The 20,372-nt window shown below is 67.8% G+C and carries 20 protein-coding genes and 1 other RNA gene; 14 read left to right on the top strand and 7 right to left on the bottom strand.

Going from position 1 to position 20,372, the window contains the following annotated elements; translation table 11 throughout:
• Nucleotides 1-76 precede the first annotated feature (76 nt).
• The 6 genes from C461_RS02810 (at nt 77) to C461_RS02785 (ending at nt 5,983) form a co-directional block, all read left to right on the top strand.
• Nucleotides 77-1,567 carry a D-aminoacyl-tRNA deacylase gene (locus C461_RS02810; protein WP_007998467.1) on the top strand — a complete coding sequence of 497 codons (1,491 nt, stop codon included), beginning with the start codon at nt 77-79 and terminating at the stop codon, nt 1,565-1,567.
• A 100-nt stretch (nt 1,568-1,667) separates the two neighbouring features.
• Nucleotides 1,668-2,822, top strand: a complete 1,155-nt coding sequence (ftsZ, locus tag C461_RS02805) for a cell division protein FtsZ (RefSeq protein ID WP_007998466.1) — start codon at nt 1,668-1,670, stop codon at nt 2,820-2,822.
• A gap of 77 nt (nt 2,823-2,899) precedes the next feature.
• Nucleotides 2,900-3,076 carry a protein translocase SEC61 complex subunit gamma gene (locus tag C461_RS02800; RefSeq protein WP_007998465.1) on the top strand — a complete coding sequence of 59 codons (177 nt, stop codon included), beginning with the start codon at nt 2,900-2,902 and terminating at the stop codon, nt 3,074-3,076.
• Entirely contained in the window at nt 3,076-3,528 is a 453-nt protein-coding gene (locus C461_RS02795; RefSeq protein WP_007998464.1) for a transcription elongation factor Spt5, read from the top strand. Before C461_RS02800 ends, C461_RS02795 begins: the two co-directional genes overlap by 1 nt.
• 115 nt (nt 3,529-3,643) lie before the next feature.
• Nucleotides 3,644-4,606: an archaeosortase A gene (gene artA / locus C461_RS02790; RefSeq protein WP_049906240.1), complete on the top strand. Its 963-nt coding sequence runs from the start codon at nt 3,644-3,646 to the stop codon at nt 4,604-4,606.
• Nucleotides 4,607-4,735: 129 nt separating this feature from the next.
• Nucleotides 4,736-5,983: an MgtC/SapB family protein gene (locus C461_RS02785; protein ID WP_049906239.1), complete on the top strand. Its 1,248-nt coding sequence runs from the start codon at nt 4,736-4,738 to the stop codon at nt 5,981-5,983.
• A 79-nt stretch (nt 5,984-6,062) separates the two neighbouring features.
• On the opposite strand, the gene C461_RS02780 is transcribed toward C461_RS02785, so the two are convergent.
• Entirely contained in the window at nt 6,063-6,437 is a 375-nt protein-coding gene (locus tag C461_RS02780; protein ID WP_007998460.1) for a CBS domain-containing protein, read from the bottom strand.
• A gap of 153 nt (nt 6,438-6,590) precedes the next feature.
• Here C461_RS02780 and C461_RS14965 point away from each other — a divergent pair, with 153 nt between their 5' ends.
• Both C461_RS14965 and C461_RS14960 read left to right on the top strand, forming a co-directional pair.
• Nucleotides 6,591-6,848, top strand: a complete 258-nt coding sequence (locus tag C461_RS14965; RefSeq protein ID WP_080506238.1) for a hypothetical protein — start codon at nt 6,591-6,593, stop codon at nt 6,846-6,848.
• On the top strand, nt 6,838-7,065 hold the full coding sequence (locus C461_RS14960) for a hypothetical protein (protein ID WP_080506237.1): 228 nt from the start codon (nt 6,838-6,840) through the stop codon (nt 7,063-7,065). Before C461_RS14965 ends, C461_RS14960 begins: the two co-directional genes overlap by 11 nt.
• Before the next feature lie 103 nt (nt 7,066-7,168).
• On the opposite strand, the gene C461_RS02770 is transcribed toward C461_RS14960, so the two are convergent.
• Together C461_RS02770 and dph5 are read right to left on the bottom strand one after the other, a co-directional pair.
• The gene (locus C461_RS02770; protein WP_007998458.1) at nt 7,169-7,555 is read right to left on the bottom strand and encodes a CBS domain-containing protein; all 387 of its coding nucleotides are present in this window, start codon (nt 7,553-7,555) and stop codon (nt 7,169-7,171) included.
• 48 nt (nt 7,556-7,603) lie between these two features.
• Complete coding sequence (gene dph5 / locus C461_RS02765; protein ID WP_007998457.1) at nt 7,604-8,401, bottom strand: diphthine synthase; 798 nt, start codon at nt 8,399-8,401, stop codon at nt 7,604-7,606.
• Nucleotides 8,402-8,580: 179 nt separating this feature from the next.
• On the opposite strand from dph5, the gene C461_RS02760 reads away from it, so the two are divergent.
• The 3 genes from C461_RS02760 to lrpA1 all read left to right on the top strand — a co-directional run bounded on the left by C461_RS02760 (nt 8,581) and on the right by lrpA1 (nt 11,963).
• On the top strand, nt 8,581-10,476 hold the full coding sequence (locus C461_RS02760; protein ID WP_007998455.1) for a 2-oxoacid:acceptor oxidoreductase subunit alpha: 1,896 nt from the start codon (nt 8,581-8,583) through the stop codon (nt 10,474-10,476).
• 3 nt (nt 10,477-10,479) lie between these two features.
• Nucleotides 10,480-11,418 carry a thiamine pyrophosphate-dependent enzyme gene (locus C461_RS02755; protein ID WP_007998454.1) on the top strand — a complete coding sequence of 313 codons (939 nt, stop codon included), beginning with the start codon at nt 10,480-10,482 and terminating at the stop codon, nt 11,416-11,418.
• A 116-nt stretch (nt 11,419-11,534) separates the two neighbouring features.
• Nucleotides 11,535-11,963, top strand: a complete 429-nt coding sequence (lrpA1, locus tag C461_RS02750) for an HTH-type transcriptional regulator LrpA1 (protein WP_007998453.1) — start codon at nt 11,535-11,537, stop codon at nt 11,961-11,963.
• A 53-nt stretch (nt 11,964-12,016) separates the two neighbouring features.
• On the opposite strand, the gene C461_RS02745 is transcribed toward lrpA1, so the two are convergent.
• Entirely contained in the window at nt 12,017-12,487 is a 471-nt protein-coding gene (locus tag C461_RS02745) for a GNAT family N-acetyltransferase (RefSeq protein WP_007998452.1), read from the bottom strand.
• A gap of 134 nt (nt 12,488-12,621) precedes the next feature.
• On the bottom strand, nt 12,622-15,774 hold the full coding sequence (gene ileS, locus C461_RS02740; protein WP_007998451.1) for an isoleucine--tRNA ligase: 3,153 nt from the start codon (nt 15,772-15,774) through the stop codon (nt 12,622-12,624).
• A 136-nt stretch (nt 15,775-15,910) separates the two neighbouring features.
• Between ileS and C461_RS02735 the strand changes: the two genes are divergently transcribed.
• Complete coding sequence (locus C461_RS02735; protein WP_007998450.1) at nt 15,911-16,936, top strand: aldo/keto reductase; 1,026 nt, start codon at nt 15,911-15,913, stop codon at nt 16,934-16,936.
• Nucleotides 16,937-16,963: 27 nt separating this feature from the next.
• On the opposite strand, the gene C461_RS02730 is transcribed toward C461_RS02735, so the two are convergent.
• Nucleotides 16,964-17,422 carry a hypothetical protein gene (locus C461_RS02730; RefSeq protein WP_007998449.1) on the bottom strand — a complete coding sequence of 153 codons (459 nt, stop codon included), beginning with the start codon at nt 17,420-17,422 and terminating at the stop codon, nt 16,964-16,966.
• Nucleotides 17,423-17,559: 137 nt separating this feature from the next.
• Between C461_RS02730 and C461_RS02725 the strand changes: the two genes are divergently transcribed.
• On the top strand, nt 17,560-17,973 hold the full coding sequence (locus C461_RS02725; RefSeq protein WP_007998448.1) for a DUF7548 family protein: 414 nt from the start codon (nt 17,560-17,562) through the stop codon (nt 17,971-17,973).
• Between the two features lie 75 nt (nt 17,974-18,048).
• Nucleotides 18,049-18,360: signal recognition particle sRNA (gene ffs / locus C461_RS14955), an RNA gene on the top strand.
• A 334-nt stretch (nt 18,361-18,694) separates the two neighbouring features.
• Here the strand turns inward: ffs and C461_RS02720 are convergent.
• Nucleotides 18,695-20,263 carry a hypothetical protein gene (locus tag C461_RS02720; RefSeq protein WP_007998447.1) on the bottom strand — a complete coding sequence of 523 codons (1,569 nt, stop codon included), beginning with the start codon at nt 20,261-20,263 and terminating at the stop codon, nt 18,695-18,697.
• Between the last annotated feature and the right edge of the window lie 109 nt (nt 20,264-20,372).

Below are 20,372 nucleotides of genomic sequence, written 5' to 3'. Positions count from 1 at the left end.
CCCGGTCCGCCTCCCTCTCCCGGTCCGCCGCCCGAAAACCGACGGGTATTCGGCCGCCCGCACCGACCGGGAACGCGTGATAGCGATCGTCGTCAGCCGGGCCGACAGCGCTTCGGTACACATCGGCGACCGGCTCCTGGAGATCGGCGACTGGACCGCCCACGAGGACGAGTCCCGCCCCGACGCCGACGGCGGCGGGACGTACTACCGGACGGACGGCTTCGAGCTTCGCGAGTTCGACGACCTCCACATCGACCTCGACGATCCGGCCGCCGCGTTCACCGGACCGGACGAGGGAACGGGGCCCTCGACCGACGCCGAGCCCGCGTTTCTCGCGTTCGTCTCCCGCCACGCCGGCGAGACCGGACGACTGTTGACCGCCCACGTCACCGGGAACTTCGGCCCGGCGACGTACGGCGGGGAGGCGCAGACGCTCGCACGGGCCGCGCCCGGCGCCGAAAAGCGGGTCGTCGACGCGCTGGCGACCCACGCGCCCGAGGGGTACGAAGTCGGCATCGAATGCACCCATCACGGGCCGACGAACACTTCCGTCCCCTCCCTGTTCGTCGAGCTCGGCTCCGACGAGCCGCAGTGGACGGACGCCGACGCCGCCCGAGCGGTCGCCCGAGCGGTGCTCGATCTGGAGGGAACGGGCGCGGACTGGCACGGTGCCGACGGCACCGCGCACGCGCCGGACGTCCCGAAAGCGACGGACGCGACCGACGCGACGGACGCGACGGACGTCCCGAACGCCCCGGACGCGAACCCCCGCCACGTCGTCGGCTTCGGCGGCGGACACTACGCCCCGCGGTTCACCCGGATCGTCCGCGAGACCGAGTGGGCGGTCGGCCACGTCGGAGCCGACTGGGCGCTCGCAGAGATGGGTTCGCCCGACGCGAATGCCGAGGTCATCGAACAGGCGTTCGCGCGGAGCCGAGCCGACTTCGCCGTGATCGAGGGAGACGAACCCACCCTCGCGGCGACCGTCGAGGAGCTCGGCCACCGGGTCGTGAGCGAGACGTGGATTCGAGCGGTCGGCGATCGGCCGCTCGCGCTGGTCGAGCGGCTGGAGCAGGACCTGGCGACCGTCGAGGAGGGGCTTCGGTTCGGGGTCGTGTCACCGACCGGATCGGGCGAGGACGCGATCCGGGTCCGAGAGCTGCCGGCGGCCCTGTTGTCGCGGGCGCAGGGCGTCGATCCGGAGGCGGCCCGCGCGGCCGTCGAGGCGAACGCGGTCGCGTTCGACACCGAACAGGCCGGTACCCGTGCGGCGGATCGGGCGGCGTTCGCGACCGACGCGGCCGCGCCGACGTACGCCGACCTCGTAGACGACCTCGCGGACGTGCTTGAGCGCGGGTACGACGCGGTGGAGGTGCGCGACAGGGCCGTCGTCGCCAAAGAGACCGCCTTCGACCCGACGCTGGCGGCCGAGCGAGGGATCCCCGAGGGGCCGGCGTTCGGGCGGCTCGCAGGCGGTGACTCCGTCGAGGTCGACGGGGAGACGGTCGCGCCGGCAGACGTGTCTCGGACGCAGACAGATCGGTTCCCGATCAGCGACGATCCGTGATCGGGTCCGATCCCGGCGCGTGCAACCCGAATTGGCTGTCTGACCAGCGTCAGACGATCGGGCAAGAATAAATACGTCCGGGTCGCAACCACACCACATAATGGACTCTATCGTAGAGGACGCCATCGACGAAGCCGAGGGAGCCCCGGCGGACGACGCCGGGTCGGCCGGCGACGACGCGGCCGGCGGCCAAGCCGGGGCCCCTCCACAGACCGGGACGATGACCGACGACGAGCTGCAGGACGTCCTCCAAGACCTCCAGACGAACATCACGGTGGTCGGCTGCGGCGGCGCCGGCGGCAACACCGTCAACCGGATGACCGTCGAGGGCATCCACGGCGCGAAGCTGGTCGCCGCCAACACGGACGTCCAGCACCTCGTCAACATCGAGGCCGACACGAAGATCCTCATGGGCCAGCAGAAGACCCAGGGGCGGGGCGCCGGCTCGCTCCCGCAGGTCGGCGAGGAGGCCGCCATCGAGTCCCAAGAGGAGATTCAGGACGCCATCGACGGCTCCGACATGGTGTTCGTCACCGCCGGGCTGGGCGGAGGGACGGGAACCGGCTCGGCGCCCGTCGTCGCCAAGGCGGCTCGCGAGTCCGGTGCGCTCACCATCGCCATCGTCACGACGCCGTTCACGGCCGAGGGAGAGGTGCGTCGGACGAACGCCGAGGCCGGCCTCGAACGACTCCGCGACGTGAGCGACACGGTCATCGTCGTCCCCAACGACCGTCTCCTCGACGCCGTCGGGAAGCTCCCCGTCCGGCAGGCGTTCAAGGTGTCCGACGAGGTCCTCATGCGCTCGGTGAAGGGTATCACCGAACTCATCACGATGCCCGGGCTGGTCAACCTCGACTTCGCCGACGTTCGCACGGTCATGGAGAAAGGTGGCGTCGCGATGATCGGGCTCGGCGAGTCCGACTCCGACTCGAAAGCGCAGGACTCGGTGAAGTCCGCGCTGCGGTCGCCGCTCCTCGACGTGGACATCTCCGGAGCGAACTCCGCGCTGGTCAACGTCACGGGCGGCACCGACATGTCCATCGAGGAGGCCGAGGGCGTCGTCGAGGAGATCTACGACCGGATCGACCCCGACGCGCGGATCATCTGGGGCACCTCCGTCGACGAGGACCTCGAAGGCGAGATGCGGACGATGATCGTGGTGACGGGCGTCGAGTCGCCGCAGATATACGGCCGCAACGGCGAGACGCCGGAGGGCGCCGCCGACGAAGTCGAGGACATCGACTACGTGGAGTGACCGGCGACGACTTCCGATCGACCCCGACGCGGCGCATCAAAAGGTAAAAACCGTCTCGTCTCGAACTCGGTCGTAACATGGACGTTCCGTACGATCTCAACAGCTACATTCGCGTGCTGAAGCTGGCGAGCACGCCGAGCACCGACGAGTTCCTCCAGGTCTCGAAAATCGCCGGCGCCGGCATTATTCTCGTCGGCTTCATCGGCTTCCTGATCTTCGCGATCATGAGTCTCTTGCCGGGGGTCGGCGCGTAATGCCGATCTTCTCGGTGAAGACGACCGCGCGTCAGGAGCGCACCGTCGCCGATATGCTCGCCGAAAAGGAGATGCCCGAGATTCTGGCGGTCATCGCGCCGGACCAGCTGACGAGCTACGTGATGGTCGAGGCCACCGACGGCACCGTGTTCGCTCGGATCATGGACGAGATCCCGCACGCCCGCGGCGTCATTCAAGGCGCTGACGGCCCCGCCGAGAGTCCCTTCTCCGAGGTCGAGCACTTCCTCTCGCCCACCCCGGACGTCGAGGGGATCGGCGAGGGCGACATCGTCGAGCTCATCGCCGGTCCGTTCAAAGGCGAGAAGGCTCGCGTCCAGCGGATCGACGAGGGGAAAGACCAGGTCACCGTCGAACTGTACGAGGCGACCGTTCCCATCCCGGTCACCGTTCGCGGCGACCAGATTCGCGTGCTCGACAGCGAAGAGCGGTAAGCCGTCGGATTCTGCCGGTTTTCGGTCGTCCCGCTCAGCCGGCTAGCGGCCGATCTCCCCGACGGATCGTTGGGAACGACAAGGGCTTTATCCGGCGATGCCCGACGATTTGAATATGTTCGGTTCCGGCGTGCCGGCGATCCTCAGTGCGCTCCCCGACACGTTCACGTTCGCTTGGGTTATTGCGATCCTCTTTGCAGTCGCGTGGGTGCTCGACGGCCGCGGGCTGGCGGCCGGGCGCTCGCTCGCGGCGGGGACGTGGGGGCTGTTCGGGCTGTTCTGGCTGACGATGGTACCGTACTTCGCGTTCGAACACCAGAGCTACGTCGAGTCGATCCTCGCGCTCGTCGGCGTCCCGGCGTGTCTGTACGCCGGTTACCTCCTGTACGACGGCCGAAGATCGCTGTTCACGCTCACCCGGGCGATCGCGATCATGCTGTTCATCTACCTCCCGTTCGAGACGATTCCAGCGTTGACGCTGGCCGGCGTTGCGATCCCGGAGCCGCGGCAAGTCCTCATCGAGGTCGTCGCGACCCACACCGGAATGCTGATCGACCTCCTCGGGTACGCCCCCGAGCGAGTGACGAGCAACGAGGGGTACAACGCGGCCTACGAGTGGATCACGTCCGACGGCCACACGGTCCGGATCCACATCGTGCTGGCGTGTACGGGGCTCGGAAGCATGGCGATCTTCGGCGGACTCGTCAGCGCGGTGCAGGCGCCGCTCGTTCGGAAGGTCCGCGGGCTCGCGGTGGCGATTCCGCTCATCTACGTTCTCAACATCTTCCGGACCGCGTTCATCTCGGTGGTCGCCGGCAACCAGTACATGCACTGGCAGCCGGACCTCGTGTTGGCGATGTTCGGCGCGACCGACCCGTACCGCGTCTCGTTTCTGATCTCCGACCGGATCATGAGCCAACTGCTCGCGGTGGTCGCGCTGATCGGGATCACGTTCCTCGTCGTGCGGGAGCTTCCCGAACTCGTCGTCATCCTCGAAGACGTGCTCTACCTACTCACCGGCGAGGAACACGACCTGACCGAGTCGCTGGACCTCCCGAGAGAGCCGACGAACCGCTGACCGGTCCGCGCGCGAACCGGTCTCGGAATGACAACATATAGGCATTCTTGCGGCGCATGGTCGAGGTATGCACGCGGCGAGCCAGTCGGAGCGGTCGCGGTCTCCGAGCCCCTGCTGGGGTGAGAGACGATGGTGATCGGGCCCGATCCGCTCGCTTTCGTCGAGACGACCGTCGCGAAGCTCGTGTTGGCGACCGCGCTCGGAATGTTCCTCGGGCTCGAACGCGAGTGGTCTCACAAGTCGGCCGGGATCCGGACGTTCGCGCTGATCGGGCTGTCGGCCGCCGTCTTCTCGCTGCTCGAGAACGACGGGCTGCTGATCGTCGGCGGCGTCCTCATCGTCACCAGCGCGGTGCTGCTCGCGGTACGGAGCTTCGTCGAGGAGGACGTCGACAGCCTCTCGCTGACGACCTCGGTGTCGATGTTCGTGACCTACGGAATCGGAGTGCTCGTCGCCGAGTCGTTCTTCATCGAGGCGGTGACCGTGGCCATGCTCTCCTCGCTGTTGCTCGTGTTGAAGCGGGAGCTCCACCAGTTCGCGTGGGGGCTCTCCCGGGAGGAGGTCCGAAGCGCGACCGAGTTCACCATCCTCGCATTCGTCATCTTTCCGCTGTTGCCCGCGGAGACCATCGACCCGTGGGACGCGATCCAACCGCGGCTCATCTGGTCGCTCGTCGTCGCCGTCAGCGGCATCGGCTTCGTCAACTACGTGCTCGTGAAGCGGTATCAGGGGCGCGGGTACGCAGTCACGGGATTTTTCGGCGGGCTCGTGAACTCGACGGCAGTCGTCGCCGAGATGGCCAAGCGGGCGAAGGGCCAAGCCGACCTGCGGAATATTGCCGTCGGCTCGATCCTGTTGGCGAACGCGGCGATGGCGTTCCGCAACGCCGCGGTCGTGGCCGTCTTCGTGCCGGAGGCCGCCCTGACCGTCGGCGCGCCGCTCGGTGCGATCACCGTCGTGGGCGTCCTCATCGCGGTGTGGCGCAGCGACTGGCGCACGACGATGGAGGCGGATCTCACCTCCCCGTTCAGCCTCCGGAACGCGCTGACCTTCGGCGCGCTGTTCCTCCTCGTCCTGCTCGTCTCCGCCGGGGCGGAGCGGACCTTCGGCGCCGGCGGGTTCGTCGCCACCGCCTTCCTCGCGGGACTCGTCTCCTCGGGAACGGCGACGACGACCGCGGTGTCGCTTCTGGGCACCGGACAGATATCGGTGGAGACCGCGGTCGCCGGCGTCGTCGCCGGAACGGCCGCGAGCATCCTCGTCAAGACGGTGTTCGCCGCGAGCATCGCTCGGGAGCTGGTCCGGCCGGTGTTGGTCTGGAACCTCGTGTTGATCGCCGTCGGTATCGCGGTCGGCGTTCCGCTGCTTCTCTTTTGAGCGACGTCGGGGCGCCGAACGGCGGCGATTCGTCCTCCCGCTTGCCCCTCGAGAGCCTTACGAGAGCCCTACAAGAGCCCTACGAGAGGTGCGCCGCCACGTCCGTCGACGACACCATGCCGACGTAGTCGTCGTCGACGACGGGCAGGTGTTTGACGCCGTACATCGTCATCATCGCCGCCACCTCTTCCATCATGAGGTCCGGCGTCACCGTCTCTACGTCCTCGGTCATCACGTCGCGGACGACCGTCTCGGTGGTGTCTCTCCCCGCCGCGACCGCACCGACGACGTCGCTCTGCGTGATGATACACCCGCCGCCGGTGGTGACGACGAGCGCGCTGATGCCGGCGTCGTCCATCCGCTGTGCGGCCTCGCGGAGCGGGGCGTCCGCTCCGATCGTCTCTAGCGGCGTCGACATTACATCGCTGACGCGCGTCCGGTCGTTCAGATCCATATCATGTTGTGTGCTACCAGTTCTGATTACTCTTCCGGAACGCGCAACCCCGCCGACAGACCGACGGTCCGTTGATCGACCGGGAGGCAGGGCCGCCCGCGCCGTCCGTCGTCAGGCCGGTCGTATTTACTCGTCCGCGGCCGTAGATCATGTATGACAGGGGTACTCAGTGCACTGGAAGACTTCGGAACGCGGTCGCTCGTGATCCACGCCATCATGTCGGTGACGCTCCCGTTGGGGTTCGCCATCGGCCTCACCGTGGATTCTCGTCTCGGGCTGGTCTCGTTCGTCGCGCTATTGAACTTCACCGCGGGGATGTGGGTCTGTCAATCGATCCACTCTCTCGGCGCGGAGGCCAGCGAGGATGGATACGACGGCGTCATCAACGAGATCAGGGCGTATGTCAAGTGAGAGCGGCCTCGACACCGCACGGTTCGGACGCCTCCTCCTGTTGATAGGGTTCGTCACGGCGACCTCACTCCTCACCTCCGCGCAGGTGCTCCCCAACGACCTGTTCTCCGTGGCGGTCGTCGCCATCGGGAGCGTCGCACTTGTCACCGCGATCATCGGGTTCCTGATCGCGGCGGGCGCGACGTACGACGAGCAGATGTCGGCGTCGGGGCGGTAGGTCGAACAGCGAGTCTTGGCGCCGGACCCGACGGACCGACCGAGAAGCGCCCGAGCGGCGTGTCGGCTTCCTCGCCCGCGGGGGGCCGCCCGTCGGCAGGGACCTAGCGACGCTCCGAGACGTACGCCGTGAGGTCGGTCGTCGACACCATACCGACGACGGTGCCGTCGTCCGTCGTCACCGGCAGGTGCGTGTAACCGTGTGCGGTCGGCTCTGCGAGCTCCTCGACGGTGTCATCGGGACCGACGGTGACGACGTCACGCGTCATGAACGCCGCGACCGACGTCTCGTCTTCGGGGTCGTTGTGGCGGACGAGCGAGACGAAGTCGGTCGCGGTGATCAGTCCCGACAGCCGCCCGTCCGCGTCGACGACGAGGATCGAGTTCGTTCCCGTGTCGAGCATCCGCTGGGCCGCCTCTGCGGCCGACGCGTCCGGCCCGATAGTGAGGAGATCGGTCGACATGAGTCGTTCGACGGAGAGTTCGTCCATGCGCCGTGACGACGCGAGACGGGAATATCAAACGTGCGGTCGGACCGCTCACTCCCCGACGAGTTCGGTCGGCGCGCCGGCCAGTCCGACGAGCGCGTCGGCCTCGACGTGGTGGAGGTCACCGGGGATCACGAGCAGATGGAGCGGGTCGCCGAAATCGCGTTCGGCGAGGGCGCTCAGGCGGTCGGCCGCGACGACGGCGTCCGGCGATCCGGCGCGGGCGATGACGACGGCGAGTTCGTCGCGCCATCCCTCCGCGAGCAGCGCGGCGGCGACGTCGGCGGTCATGTACTCCTCGTGGTCTGGGTCCGGACCGGTCGGCCCGGTGCCGACCTTGATGTCGAGGTAGACGACGGTGTGGAGCCCGCGCTCGCGGTTCGCCTCGACGGTGTCGATCACGCTCTGGGGCACGTCGTCGCCGCCGTGGGCGTACGGGAACGGGAGCGTCGTCGCTTTTCCGAACCGGTAGTTCTGGAGTCCGGTGAGACTCGACGCCGCCGACTGGGCAGTCACGCCGTGGATCACGCGGGTGTCGATCCCGCGCTCCTCGGCGCGGAGTCGGAGGTCCGTGTGGGTCGTGGATATCATCGTGTCGCCGGCGGTGCAGAACACCGCGTCGCCCTCGGCGGCCGCATCGAGGATCGCACCCGGGTCCTGTTCGACGCCCTCGCGAGGACGAACCTCGATCTCCACGTCGTGATACGCCTCCAAGTCGTCGACGGTCGCACCGACCAGCCGGCTGGTGTAGAACTCCGCGAAGACGCGATCGGCCGCCCGCAGCGCCTCCCGCCCCTCGACGCTGATCGACCGCTCGTCGTAGAGTCCGAGTCCGATGAAGGTGAGCATACGGTGTGTCTGTCGCGCGCCGGTTAAAATGGCGCGAAAGGCTTTGTTCCTGCTCGCAGGGCCGAGAGAACCGTTTCGGGCCAATTCTTCACGATCGTATCTTGCGATTCCATAGCAAGCCCTAAGAGGTAACCCACACAACGTCAAATCACGAGGCCCTCACGGGCTCACATACCACTATGACTGACGACGAACTCATCTGGCGGATATCGGGGGGATCCGGTGACGGGATCGCTTCGACCAGCCAGAACTTCGCGAAGGCCTTGATGCGATCGGGGCTCAACGTCTTCACGCATCGCCACTACCCGTCGCGGATCCGCGGGGGTCACACCTACACCGAGGTTCGCGCGTCTGCGGACCCGGTACGGTCCCGCGGTGACGGCTATAACTTCCTGCTCGCGCTCGGCGACTCGTTCGCCCGCAACCCGCAGGAGGAGGCCGTATACGGGAACGAAGAGATCAAACCGCTCTCGGAGAACCTCGACGAGCTCCGCGAGGGCGGCGTCATCGTGTACGACGAAGGGCTCCTCGACACCTCTGAGATTCCGAACTTCGACGAGCGCGTCGAGGAGAACAACTGGCACGTCTACCCCCTCGACCTCCGCGGGCTCGCCCGCGACATGGGTCGCGAAGTCATGCGCAACACGGCCGGCGTCGGCGCGACCTGCGCGCTGACCGGCATGGAACTCGATCACGTCGAGGACCTCATGCGCGACGCGATGCCGGAGAAGATCCTCGATCCGAACCTCGAGATCCTGGAGACGGCGTACAACCAGGTCAGCGAGGAGTACGACATCGACGCGCCGGACGTGTCGGTCCCGACCGGCGAGCACGAGGAGACGCAGCTGCTCATGTCCGGGTCGGACGCGATCTCGTACGGCGCCATCGACGAGGGCTGCCGGTTCATCGCCGGGTACCCCATGACGCCGTGGACCGAAGTGTTCACCATCATGACCCAGAACCTGCCGGAGCTCGGCGGGATCTCTGAGCAGGTCGAAGACGAAATCGCGGCCGCGGCCCTCGCCGTGGGCGCGTCCCACGCCGGCGTCAAAGCCATGTCCGGGTCCTCCGGGGGCGGCTTCGCGCTGATGTCCGAGCCGCTCGGCCTCGCCGAGATGACGGAGACGCCGCTCGTGCTCGTTGAGGCCATGCGGGCCGGCCCGTCCACCGGGATGCCGACGAAGCCGGAGCAGTCCGATCTCGAACACGTCCTGTACACCTCACAGGGAGACTCCCAGCGCGTCGTTCTCGCGCCCGGGACCGTCGAGGAGGCGTACGAGCAGTCGCGGCTCGCCTTCCGGCTGGCCTACGAGTACCAGATTCCGACGATCCTGCTGTACGACCAGAAGCTCGGCGGCGAGCTGATGAACGTCCCCAAGAGCCACTTCGACCGCGATCCGAACCCGACGCTCGGAAAGACCCTGAGCGAGGACGCGCTGGCGGACGAACCCCACTCGGCCGACGGGAAGTTCCACCGGTTCCAACACGACGTCGACGACGGCGTCTCGCCGCGCTCGATCCCCGGTCAGAAGGGCGGTCGCTTCCTCGCGACCGGTAACGAGCACGACCCCACCGGCCACATCGCGGAGTCGCCCGACAACCGCGTCGCGCAGATCGACCGCCGCGGGCAGAAGCTCGACGCGATCCGCGCCGACCTCGACACCGTCGACACCGGCTCGTACGCCGGCCCCGAGGACGCCCAGTACGGCATCCTCACCTTCGGTAGCCAGCAGGGTACCGTCGAGGAGGCCGTCGGCCGCCTCAACGACGCCGGCATCTCCGTGAAGTCGTACGGCGTCTCCGACATGCTCCCGTTCCCGACCGAGCAGGTCGAGGCGTTCGTCGAGAGCGTCGACGAGGTGCTCGTCGTCGAGATGACCGCGTCCGGACAGTTCCGCGGGCTCGTCCAGAAGAACCTCGGCCGCTACGGCGAGAAGCTGTCGAGCCTGTTGAAGTACAACGGGAACCCGTTCGAGCCGGCGGAGATCGTCGACGGGTTCGAGGCCGCGATCATCGAGGGCGACGGCGACGCGTCCGGCCATCAGACTACCTTCGTCCCAGCCGCAGGTGACTAACCCATGAGCACGTTTTCAGCGATCGGAGAGGAGCGAGAGATCGACCGCGACGAGTACACCCCCGGCGTCGAGCCGCAGCCGACCTGGTGTCCGGGCTGCGGTGACTTCAGCGTCCTGAAGGCGCTCAAGCAGGCCCTTCCGGAAGTCGGTCGGTCGCCGGAAGAGACGCTGCTGTGTACCGGGATCGGCTGTTCCGGTAAGCTGAACAGCTACCTCGACACGTACGGGTTCCACACGATCCACGGGCGCTCGCTGCCCGTGGCCCGCGCCGCGAAGCTGGCGAATCCCGAACTCGAAGTGATCGCCGCCGGCGGTGACGGCGACGGCTACGGGATCGGCGGGAACCACTTCATCCACACGGCCCGGGAGAACCACGACATGACGTACATCGTCTTCAACAACGAGATCTTCGGGCTCACGAAGGGACAGACCTCCCCGACCAGCCCGAAGGGTCACAAGTCGAAGACGCAGCCGCACGGGAGCGCGAAGGAGCCGCTCAAGCCGCTCTCGCTGTCGCTCAACGCCGGCGCCTCGTACGTCGCCCGCACCGCTGCGGTCAACCCGAACCAGGCGAAAGAGATCATCATCGAGGCGATCGAACACGACGGCTTCGCGCACGTCGACTTCCTCACCCAGTGTCCGACCTGGAACAAGGACGCGCGTCAGTACGTCCCGTACATCGACGTTCAGGAGTCCGAAGAGTACGACTTCGACCCGACCGACAAGGTCGAGGCCGCGGAGATGATGCGCGAGACCGAAGAGGCGCTGTACGACGGGAAGGTCCTCACCGGCCGCTACTACGTCGACGAGGACCGCCCCTCCTACGGTCAAGAAAAGCGCGCAATCGGCGAAATGCCCGAGGAGCCGCTGGCGGAGCGGTACTGGGACGACGAGTACGAGTGGGAGCGCTCGCACGACCAGTTCCTCGACAAGCACGCCTGAGCCGGTCGTTCTCGGCCGAGCCGACGGTCGATCGGCGAAATCGACCATCGTTTTTGTTGTGCTCGACACGTTTTTCGGTTCGCAAGGTATTTTTTCCGTGGCGACAAGAGAACAGTATGAGCACGGTATCGACGGAGGAACGGATCCTGTCGGTGTTAGAGGAGGACGCACAGGCCTCCTGTGCCGAGATCGCCGACCGAGCGGAGGTCTCGAAGCCGACGGTGCGGAAGTACATCGACCGCCTCGAAGAGCGGGGCGTGATCGTCGGCTACTCCGCGGAGGTCGACCCGAAGAAGCTCTCCTCGCAGTCGATCGCGATAGTTGGAATGGACGTCGACTCGGGGAAGTACGTGGGCGCGACCCGGGCGCTGAAAGCGCTCGACGAGATCCAAGCGCTGTACACCTCCTCGGGCGACCACATGCTGATGGCCGAGGTCCGCGCCGGCGACGGCGACGAGCTGGGCGACGTCATCTCCGAGAAGCTCTTGGCGGTCGACGGCGTCACCGCGGCGCATCCCTCGTTTCTGCAGGAACGTCTGAAGTGAATTGACGGCTCACGGCGGGCCGACGACTGATCGGATGCCGATCGACAGACGCGTCAGCGAAGCGTGTCGATGTCCGCCACGACGATCGATTCGTCACCGGCGTGGCCTCGGCGAGTCCCACGCGGGGAGAAGCCGTGTACGTGGAAAAACTCCTGTGCGCCCGGGCTATCGGCGGGGACCGTCGCCCGGAGCGTGTCGACGCCGCAGCCGTCCACCGACGACGCGATGCGTGCGAGCAGGTCGGCGGCGACACCCTCGCCCGCCCGACTCGGGTGGACCCACAGCGCGAGCAGTTCCGCTTCCGTACCCTCCGCGTCGGGGTGGGCGATGGCGACGCCGACCGGTCCGTCGTCGTCCTCCATCAGGAACGACCACTCGGCTTCGGCGGCGGCCTCGCGGACGCCGGCCGCCGAAACGTCGAGTAAGGGAGCACCGATATCGTCGAAGACGGTCGCCTCACGAGCTCGCGACACCGCCGTTCGGAGCGCCTCCGCGTCGTCGGGCCGGGCCGCCCGGACATGCATGTTCGACCGTGGGTAAAGAAGTCACCTATAGGTTTCGGGTTGTGAATTGATACCACAGGAGACAGGATCACAAACAGATCGAGACGTCCGGATGCGCGACCCTCGATTCCGGGTCCCGCCGCGGCGACGGTCGACTACGCGACCGGTTCGATCCCGATCGTGACGACGACGGCTTCGACGTCCCACTCCTCGACGAGCCCGCCGTCCGCGTCCGCGGCGTCAGCCGGATCGTCGAGCCACGCGTCCGCGCGCACCTCGCCGGCGATCAGGTCGGCGTGCTCGGTGACGAAGCCCTCGACGCGGTCGTCGTCGACCGCGACGCCGACGCGGATCCGCGCTTCGACGTCGAGATCGAGCTCCTTGCGCATCTCCTGAATCCGCCGGATCACGTCGCGAGCGTATCCCTCCGATTCGATCTCGGGGGTCAGCGAGGTGTCGACGTAAACGGTTCCGCCCTCGAAGTCGACCCCGGAGACGTGTTCGGGCGGTTCGGCGACGTACTCGACCATCTCGTCGTCGAGATCGATCGCGTCGCCGTCGACGGTCAGTTCGCCCCCCTCGACGGCCTCGCGGGTCGCACCCTGCACGGCGTCCATCACCTTCTGGGCGTCCGCGCCGAAGGCGGGGCCGATAGCCGACATCTCGGGTTCCGCCGTCTCGACGAGTTCGTCGAACGCGTCGGTGACGATCACCTCGCGAGCGTTGACGCGGTCGGCGATCAGATCGGAGAGCCGGTCGACGGCGGCCGACACGGTCTCGTCGTCGCTCTCGACGACGACGCGCGGCACGGGCCAGCGGAGCTTGCGGCCGGCCTGCTGACGGGCGTTTGCGGCGGCCTCCTCGACGTTACGGAGGACGGCGATGTCGCGTTCGAGGGTCGGATCGTGGAGCTCGTCGTCGGGCTCGGGGTAGCCGAGCTGATGAACGGTCGTCGCCGAGCCGTCGAGCGTCTGGTACATCCGCTCGGTGAGATACGGTGCGATCGGCGCGAGCAGCCGGATCACCTCGTCGAGGACGGTCGCGAGCGTCGCGTAGGCGCCGCGCTTCGAGGGAGAGTCGGCCTCTTCCCACATCCGATCGCGGACGGCCTTCACGTAGAACCGGGAGACGTCCTGCGTGACGAATTCGATGACGGCGTTGACGGCGTCGCTGACGCGGTAGTCGTCCCACGCCTCGGTCACTTCGGTCTCGACCGACTGGAGTCGAGAGAGCACCCACTCGTCGACGAGTTCAAGTTCGCCGTCGTCGAGGTCGGCGTCGGCCGGGTCGTAGCCGTCGAGGTCCATGTATTCGAGCGGGAAGCGGAAGACGTTCCAGAGGATGTTGAGCTTCCCCTGAATCTCTCCGAGGCCGTCCCACTCGAACGCGAGGTCGACGCCCTGCTGGTCGTGGCTGAGCAGGTAGGTGCGGAGCGGGTCGCGGCCGGCGCGGTCGATCGCCTCCTCGGGCGTGACGATGTTGCCGACGGATTTCGACATCTTGCGGCCGTTCTCGTCGTTCGCGAACCCGTGCATGAGCACCTCCTCGTAGGGGATCTCGCCGACTGCGGCGGTCCCCATACCGAGCTGGGACCAGAACCAGCCGCGGGTCTGGTCGTGCGCCTCGATGATCAGGTCAGCGGGCCACAGCTCGTCGTGTGCGGCTTCGTTCGTCGGGTACCCGAGGGTGCCCCAGCTGGCGACGGAAGAGTCGAGCCAGACGTCGAAGACGTCTTCCACGCGGCGGTACGTGGTACCGTCCTCGACGATCGTCAGGTCGTCGACCGAGGGACGGTGGAGATCGATAGACTCGGGGTCGACGTCCTCTTCGACGCGCTCGGCGAGCTCCTCGCGGGTACCGATAACGATCATGTCCTCGTCGAGGGCTCCGGAATCGGCGTCTTCCGGCACCCAGATCGGGATCGGAATGCCCCAGTAGCGCTGCCGGGAGACGTTCCAGTCCGGCGCGTCCGCGATGAAGTCGCGGAATCGGTTATCGCGCGCCCACTGCGGGTGCCACTCGGACGTCTCCATGTTCTCGAGGAGATCGTCTTTGACGTCCGTGATCGAGATGAACCACTGGTCGGTGACGAGCTGGATGATTCCCGTGTCACAGCGCCAGCAGTGGCCGTAGCTGTGGTTCACCGTACCGTGTGCGAGCATGTGTCCGTCGGCGACCAGGTCGTCGATGATCTCGTCGTTGGCGTCGCGGACGAACTGGCCGGCGTACGCGCCGGCCGCGTCGGTGAACTCTCCGTTCGGTGCGACGGGACAGTAGATGTCGAGTCCGAGCTCGGTGCCCCGGTGGAAGTCCTCTTCCCCGTGGCCCGGCGCGGAGTGGACGAGCCCGGTGCGGTCGGCCTCGACGTAGTCGGCGGCGTACACCCGGCCGGCGCCCTCGAAGTCGGGGTACTCCGCGACGTGGTCGGCGAGCGGATGGTCGTATTCCCAGCCGACGAGGTCGGCGCCGGTGAGCTCCGCTTCGATCTCGTAGTCGTCGTAGCGGCCCTCTTGGAGGACGTCCTCGACGCAGTCGGCGGCGACGTAGAGCACCTCCGCTTCGCCGTCCTTCTCGGCGCGGACGGCGTTGTAGGTGAGCTCCTCGTCCACCGCGACGAAGGTGTTGGCCGGCACGGTCCACGGCGTCGTCGTCCAGATGACGAGGCTTCCCTCGCGGTCCGCGAGCGGGAACTTCACGTAGATGGAAGGGTCCTCGACGTGCTCGTACTCGACCTCGTTGTTGGCGAGGCCGGTCTCACACCGGGGGCACTGCGAGATGGAGCGTTTGCCCTGCTCGACGAGCCCGTTGTCGGCGACGTTCGAGAACGCCCACCACGCGGCCTCCATGTACTCGGGATCGATCGTCTCGTAGGGGTCGTCCCAGTCCATCCACACGCCGATGGATTTGAAGTCCTCGTCCATCGCCGCGCGGTTGGTGACCGCGAACTCCTTGCACTTCTCGATGAACGGCTCCATGCCGTACTCTTCGATGTCGCGTTTGTTCTCGAAGCCGAGTTCCTCCTCGACTTTCACCTCGATCGGGAGTCCGTGCATGTCGTAGCCCGGGCGGTCGGTGACGCGGTGGCCGGTCATCCGCTTGTGGCGGATGACGGCGTCTTTCAGCGTCTTGTTCCACGCCGTGCCGAGGTGCATCTGCCCGGAGGTGTACGGCGGCCCGTCCACGAAGAAGAACGGCGGGTCGTCGGCGTGCGCCTCCGTCGCCGCCTCGTAGGCGTTCGTCTCGTCCCAGTACTCGTCGACCCCGGACTCGACGTCCGCGGGCGTGTACTGGTCGTCGATATCGTCCATATCCGTTGGTCTTCGCGCGCGTATTTGAATACGGCGGACTCGGCGTTGCCGCCGTCTCAGCGGCGACCTACTCGCTGCCGCCATGCCGCTCGTCGCTGCCGCCACGCTTTATAAATCGCGGCCGCGACGTGCGAGTATGGACTACCGACGGCTCGGCAACACGGGACTCAGCGTCTCCGAGCTCTGCTTCGGGACGTGGCGCTTCGGGCGGGAGACGAACGGCGTCGTCGAGACGGGTCGCGAGGAGGCGCACGAACTCCTCGACGCGGCGGCCGACCACGGGATCAACTTCATCGACACCGCCAACGTGTACGGGACGCCGAACGGGACGAGCGAGGAGTACATCGGCGAGTGGCTCGACGAGCGCGAGCGCGAGGACTACGTGATCGCCTCGAAGGTGTACTTCCCGTTCGACGGGCGCGGCGAGCCCGGTCCGAACGACTCTGGGCTCGGACGCAAGCACATTCGGGCGCAGGTCGAGGGGACACTCGATCGGCTCGACACCGACTACCTCGACATCTATTACATCCACCGCTGGGACGAGGAGACGCCCATCGGGGAGACGATGCGCGTCCTCGACGAGCTGGTCTCGGAGGGGACGGTACACTATCTCGGCGCGTCCACGATGGCCGCGTGGCAGCTGACGAAGGCGCTGTGGACCGCCGACGCCGACGACTACGCGCGCTTCGACGTGGTACAGCCGCTCCACCACGCCGGCTACTACGAGGACGTCAAGGAGTACCTCGACGTCTGTGTCGACCAGGACATCGCCGTCTGTCCGTACTCCCCGCTCGCGGGCGGCTTCCTCACCGGGAAGTACGAGCGCGCCGACCCGGACGACCCCGAGGCGGTGATCGCGCCCGACGGGTCGCGCGCCAGCTTCGACGACCGCTTCGAACGCTTCTACCTCTCCGAGCGCGGGTGGAAGGTGCTCGACGCGGTCCGTGCGGTCGCCGACGAACTCGACGCCACGCCGGCGCAGGTGGCGCTCCGCTGGCTGACCGACTGGGACGAGTTCACCTGCGTCCCCATCGTCGGCGCGCGCACGACCGACCAGCTCGCCGAGAACGTCGCTGCGACCGAGATCGACCTGTCCGACGACCAGTGGGACCGGATCATGGACGCGCGGTACGGCCCGGACGGGACCCTCTGGGGGCACTAGAACGCGAAAAACGCTGTCCGAGCCGCGCTACGCCTCGAAGTCGGGTAGGTCGTCGGGCGCCTCGAACTCGGCTTCCCAGTCGATGTACTCCGCTTTCAGCGTCTCGCAGACGATCTGGCCCAGCTCCGTGAGCCCGGCGTTGATCGCGGAGACGGTCCCCCACGAGTCGAGGTCGGGGTGCAGGTCTCGCTCCTTCCAGTCCTCCGGTAATCCGGGGGCGTGGTAGCCGACCCGGTCGGCGAAGTCGTCCCAGAAGAAGTCGAACCGGGAGACGAGATCGAGATCGAGGGCGATCTGCCAGTCTTCCTCGTCCATGTCGCTCGCGGCGGCCCACTCGTCGAACGCCTCCGCCCACGCGCCCTCGCGGAGGAACGCTTCCAGTTCGTCGCGGCGGTACTCCCCGCCGGCGACCTCGGCGTCCTCGTACTCGTTCGGATCGACGGCGGCGAGTTCTGGCGGCTCCGGCGGCTCGACGTCGAGGCTCATACCCCCACTCCGCGCCCATGGCCCAAAACGGTACGGGGCGGGGCGCCGGATCGGCCACCGGTCCAGCCGCCGGTCCGTCCGCCGTCCCTCGATAGCGATCCGGACCTTTTACCGCGGTGCCGGCCCGACAGGTGCGCATGAACCTCCGCGAGGTCTCGCGCCGGGCGGGAATCGTCGGCGCCGTCGCCACCGTGATCGTGCTCGCCGCGCCGTACGCGATTGTTTCGGGGGCGGACTACGCCACGCAGCTGGCCGCCTACTACGCCGCCGGCGCGTTCGGCGCCGGCGCGGTCGCGCTGTTCGCGCTGGTGAGCGCGGTCGTGATCGGGTCGGTCGAGCGCGGGAACCTCGATCCGGGCACGCTCGCCGGCGTCGCGGTGATGCTCGGCGTCGCGACGACCGCGAGCGCGGCGGCGTGGGCGGTCGCGATCGAGCCGACGACGATGTTCGCCGAGTTCCGCTGGCTGGAACAGCACGCGCAGGCGGTCGTGGCGGTCTCCCTCTCGATCCCCGCGTCGGCCGCGGTGTACGCCCGCGAGCTGTTGGCGTAGGCGGTGTCGGGTCCGTGCGGTCCGGGGCGTCGCTCCCGCGAACGAAAGGCCCTTAAGGTGCACCCGTGTAGTCGGAAGTGGACTAGGTCGGGCGGTTAGGCCCCGCTCGTCACCCGTGAGGTAGTCTTTAGCGGGGACCGAACAGCGGGCGCGTCCGGTCAGACCGGCGCGGGCCCCGAGAGCCAACGTGGAAGCCTCGTCCGCCGGGGACAGCGGTCCGTGGCGCCCGCTCGCAGGAGCGGTCCGTCGCGGTTCGTCGGCGACAACGGGTCAGGCGCGGAAGCGAGCAGCCCACCGCCGAACGCCCGTCGCTCGTCGGGTCGCGGGGTGGAGAAGGCAACCGGGATACCCCGTGCCGGAACGCCGGGCAATCCCGCCTGTCCGCCATTCATACGCGTTTTTAAACCGTGAGCGGCGGCGATGCGGCTCGGTCGCAGGACGGGTGGCTCAACGAGTAGTTCCAAACCCCCCGACAGTGAGGCTGCTCCTTCGAGTCTCGCTCCGACGGCACCGCCCCCGCACCTCGCGCCTCCCCAGCCTCGGCGGACGGCTCGGCGCGGGCAGAGCCGCGCCGAACCGTCGCCTCCCTCGCGCCGTCGGTTCGCGGCCCGTGGGGCCGCTCACCGGGACGCGCCGGATCGATCGGGTTGGGTCGGTCGATTCGGTAGGGTTGATTGATTTGGTCGGGTCGATTGGTTCTCGGGTGTCGATTTATAAACCGTTACTCCGCCTCGCCGCTGTCCGTCCACGCCGAGAACCCGCCTTCGATCAGCGTCTCCGACTGCCGGTCGATGTACTCGCGCTGAGTCTCGACCACGGCGGTCCCGAAGTCGTCGCCGGCGTCGAGCCGCTCGCGGACCCGGTCGCGCTTCCAACTCGCGGGCGTGGTGCGGTTGGCGACGCGCCAGCGGAGCGGCGCGAGCCACGACGCCGCCTCCTCCTCGGGGCAACCGGCGGTCCGAAGTCCGGCCTCGGCGTGGTCGAGGAGGTCGTCGTAGAGGGCGTCGGTGTCTGTCGTCCGCTCTCCGTCGAGCCCCACCCACTCGATGTCGGCGTCGAGGCCGTCGGCGACGGCGGCGTAGAAGTTGTCGCGGGCGGTCTCCCAGTCGAGCCCGATGACGGGGTGCTCGCGCTGCGGGAGCGCCTGCATCAGCCCGGCGAACGCCGCCTGAAAGGCGATGGAGTCGCGGACGGTCGGCTGCGCCGGGATGGGCCGGAACTCGATCCGGGCGTTCGCGCTCGACCGGCTCGCGCCCTCGAAGACGGGCCGGACCCACCGCCAGTAGCTGCCGTGTTTCGTCCGGAACGTCGCGAAGGCGTCGTCGAACCGGTCGGTGCCGTCGGGCTCCGGCATCGGGATCAGCGTCTCGTCGGCGACGATCCGGTCGACCGCGGTCTCGACGTCGTGGAACTCCCGAGGGAACCGGACTTTGTCCTTGTCGGTCCGGGCGTTGAGCACGGACTCGAAGACGTGAACCCGGTTCTCGGCCGCGCCCTCGGCGAGAACGCGCTCGCCGTCCCAGTCGTCGTCGTACAGTTCGGGCGGGAAGAAGGGGGCGTTGACGCCGAGCGCCAGCAGCGGCCCCGCGATCCGGAGGGCGTACCGGAAGTGTCGCGGGAGCGTCTCCGCCTGCGCGACCTGGTAGTGCGGCTGAATCGAGGTGATGAGGCTCTCCGGCATCACCGTGTCCGCCGACAGCGACACCCCGGGCGCCTCGACGGCGGTGCCCCGGCTCTCGTCGCTGCCCGTGTTCGCCATCGCGTGGTACCGCACCGCGTCGCTCATGTTGGTTGCCACGGTCACCCCGTCGATGTCGACGCTGTCGGTGAGGTACTCGCGGGCCGACTCGCCGGCCGGTGGGATCGTCCACAGCGCGTCGGAGACGAGCCGCATCCCCTCGACGCCCGCGGTGTTCTCGGCGGCCTCCAAGCGCGCCCGGACCTCCGCGAGCTGCGCCCGGAGCCCGTGGTCCGAGAGCGGCTGCGGGCTCGTCGACATCTCGGCGTTGTGTAAGCCGAGCTCCTTCTCGAAGCCCATCAGCTCCAAGAGCCGCCGCGGGACGCGCATCAGGGCGTAGTCGCCCGCCCGCGACTCCTCGCTCCACCGGCCGTCGGCGACCGCGTAGAACTCGTACTCGAAGCCGACGATCGACTGGTGGTTGTCGAAGGCGCCGTCGCGCAGCGCCTGTTTGACGATCTCCGCCTCTGCTTCGGCCCGGGCGGCGAACTCGTCGGGGTCGACGGCGAGCGCCTCGCGAACGCCGTCCGCGAGGGCGGAATCGGTGCTCATGCGACGGTCGACGGTTCGGCCCCGTAAAAAGGCCATCGGCCGATCGGCGCCGTGAGAACCTCGGACACGGCCGTCCGTACCGGGGCGTTTTTGACGGGCGCTGGCCCAT

This window comes from Halorubrum aidingense JCM 13560, from assembly GCF_000336995.1.
GTDB lineage: Archaea > Halobacteriota > Halobacteria > Halobacteriales > Haloferacaceae > Halorubrum > Halorubrum aidingense.
This window is presented reverse-complemented; position numbering and strand designations above follow the sequence as displayed.